This is a genomic window from Streptomyces sp. CB01881, from assembly GCF_002953255.1.
Taxonomy (GTDB): domain Bacteria; phylum Actinomycetota; class Actinomycetes; order Streptomycetales; family Streptomycetaceae; genus Kitasatospora.
In genome coordinates, this window is the sequence record NZ_CP026498.1 from 10,948,568 (window position 1) to 10,951,139 (window position 2,572).

General features: G+C 71.7%; 3 protein-coding genes. All 3 read left to right on the top strand.

What is annotated here, in order from left to right; genetic code table 11:
- Positions 1 to 27 precede the first annotated feature (27 nt).
- Positions 28 to 1,323 (top strand): hypothetical protein, encoded by a 1,296-nt coding sequence (locus tag C2142_RS37150; RefSeq protein ID WP_194235859.1) that lies wholly within the window; start codon positions 28 to 30, stop codon positions 1,321 to 1,323.
- Positions 1,324 to 2,385, top strand: a complete 1,062-nt coding sequence (gene cas7i, locus C2142_RS37155; protein WP_148647154.1) for a type I-B CRISPR-associated protein Cas7/Cst2/DevR — start codon at positions 1,324 to 1,326, stop codon at positions 2,383 to 2,385.
- On the top strand, positions 2,382 to 2,572 hold a 191-nt coding region (gene cas5, locus C2142_RS41225; protein WP_241003050.1), incomplete at its 3' end, for a CRISPR-associated protein Cas5. The genes cas7i and cas5, both read left to right, overlap by 4 nt.

The following is a 2,572-nucleotide window of genomic DNA, read 5'->3' on the forward strand; positions in this document are numbered from 1 at the left end:
TGGAGGCCGTCCTCCGTGCCGGGGGGGGTGGTCGCGGCGGCCACGGCGTCCAAGGACACCAGCCGCTACGACTGGTGGAAGGTACTGTTCGCGCTGTACCCCAATTCGAAGGCCACGCACAGCAAAAGGACCTCGGACCCGTCCGCACTGCGGCCGGACATTGAGAACCTGTTCGCCCAGGACCGCCCCGAGGGCGGCCGGATACTGCGCTGCACGTTCTGCGGCGCCGGTGCGACGGTGGTGTGGGCGAAGTCGAACCTGCCGCTGTTCGACACCAACAAGGCCTTGAACGCGCTGCCGCCCGGTGTCGCGGGATGGCCGGTGTGCCGGGGATGCCGGATCGCGATGTGGGCCCTGCCCTACGGCGCCTGGGTCACCGCCGGCTCCGCGACCGTGCTGTCCTGTGAGAACGACACCGCGCAGCGGGACTTCGCCCGGCGTAACGTGCGGCGCGCCCGCCGCGTGATGCACGCCGGCTTCACCGGCATGCCGGCGACGGCCCGGCCCGAGGCGGTGGTCCTGGCGGCCCTGCGGGACGCGAGCGAGGGCCTGTGCGCGACCACGCTGTGGAGCTTCAAGAACGACAACCAGGACCCGTGGTTGCGGGTCACCCGTACCCGCCGCGCCGTACCCACCTTCCTCGCCACCGTGGACGGCAACGCGCCGCTGCGCCGCGGCTGGCACTTGCTGCGCCGTTCCCTGACCCGCTACGACGCCCAGGGCCGGATCGTCGCCGGCGGGGCGGGCGAGGCGGCGCGGCTGCTGTTCGAGGCCGAGGACGGCCGGAGCAGGCCGCTGCTGGGACAGCTGCACCGTCTCCTCGCGGACACCGACGGCGCCTGGAACGCCGGTGACCGTGAGGCGCTGGTCCGGCTCGCTTTCACCTACGCCGAGGAGGTCTTCGGAATGGAAACGGATCTGGAACCGGTGGCGACGCTGATCGCCGACTGGATCGAGCAGGGCAGCAGTCCGCGCGGGCGCCTCGCGGAGTACCGCAACGCCGCGCTCAACGACTACAAGCTCGGCATACTCCTGGTGCAGGCCTACACACGTCTGCAACTGGACGGCAGCAAAACGCCGTTGGCGGGCCCGGAGCTGTGGAAGCCGCTGATCAGGCGCCAGCCACGCGCCTGGGAGCAGCGGATGCTGCTGTTCGCGCAGGTGTCGGTGCTGCTGCAGCAGCGCGGTGTCGCGATTGGCGCCAAGGAGGCTGACCCGCGGCAGGAACGCGAGATCGAGGCGCTCGCGGAGCGGCCGACGTTCGCCGGTGACGGCGAGGACGAGTACGACGGCTTTCACGACTACGAGATGGGACAGGCGTAAATGGCTTACCTGGCAGGCATGATGGTGCTCTCGGTGAACGCGGGCGCGCCCAACAACGGGCGGGGCGAGGAGACCATGTCCCGCGTGAAGTACGCGAGGATCAGGGGCCGCAAGCACCCGTACGTGTCCGCGCAGGCGGCGCGCCGCTGGGTCCGGGAGACGATGGTCGAGCGCGGCTCGGTGCCGTCCCCGGTCACCCGGGTCGGCAAGGCCCAGGGCAAGGCCCAGAAGGCCAACACCCAGGCTGACCCCGTCCGTTTCGCCGACGACGACCTGTTCGGCTATATGCGCACCGGCGCGAAGAAGGACGACGCGGCGACGACGCTGCGCGACAGCCCGTTCATGCTCGGCACCCTGATGTCCGTGGAACCGGTTTTCCCGACCGAGGACTTCGGCGTGATGTCCCGAGGGGTGACCGAGCCCGTTCTGCACGGGCACGAGTTCTACACCGCCGACCTGGCGGCCCCGTTCCTGCTGGACGTCCCGAGGATCGGCACGTTCACCCTGCCTGGGGCCGACGGCGTGGGTCGGCCGAACTACCTCACCCCGGAACAGGCCCTGCAGGTGGCCGAGGCCGCGGCCCTCGGGGCCTCGACGCTCCAGTTCCGTGACCAGCCGGCCGTGCGGCTGCCGCTGGAGGAACGGCGCCGGCGTGCGGCGCTGCTGCCGGAGGCGCTCGCGCATCTGAGCGGCGGCGCGAAGCAGGCCCTGCACTACGGCGACCGCGTCCCCTCGCTGATGGTCCTGGCCCCGTTCCAGGGCGGCGTCAACCCGCTGGGGAACGTCATCGACGCCGACCCCGACAACGGGGTGCGGGTGCGCGGGGACGTGCTCGTCAAGGAACTCGAGGCCTGGGCTGGCGAATGGCAGGCCCCCGTGCGCATCGGATGGCGCCCCGGATTCCGTGAGCAGGCTCGCGAGGAATTCGAGAAGCAGTGCGCGCGCGAGCTGGCAGACGGCACCATCGTCATCGACCACCCCCGCACGATCCTGCTCCAGCTGGCGGCCGACCTGCGCGAGGGACGGCTGGACGGCTGGTTCGACGACCCGGCGCAGGCATGACGCCGGCGCCGAACACGCCCCCGCCGGCCGCGAGAGCGCCGATCGAGGCCCTGCGGGCCACGTTCCACGCCCCCGTCGCCTCGTTCCGGGACCCGCTGTTCCCCGGGATCACCCGCATCCTTCCCGTGCCGCCGCCCTCCACCGTCCGCGGCATGCTCGCCGCCGCCACCGGCGCACCCACCGAACC

Coding starts and splice junctions, on each gene's coding strand:
- cas7i (WP_148647154.1), top strand. CDS start 1,324: ATGGCTTACCTGGCAGGCATGATGGTGCTCTCGGTGAACGCGGGCGCG.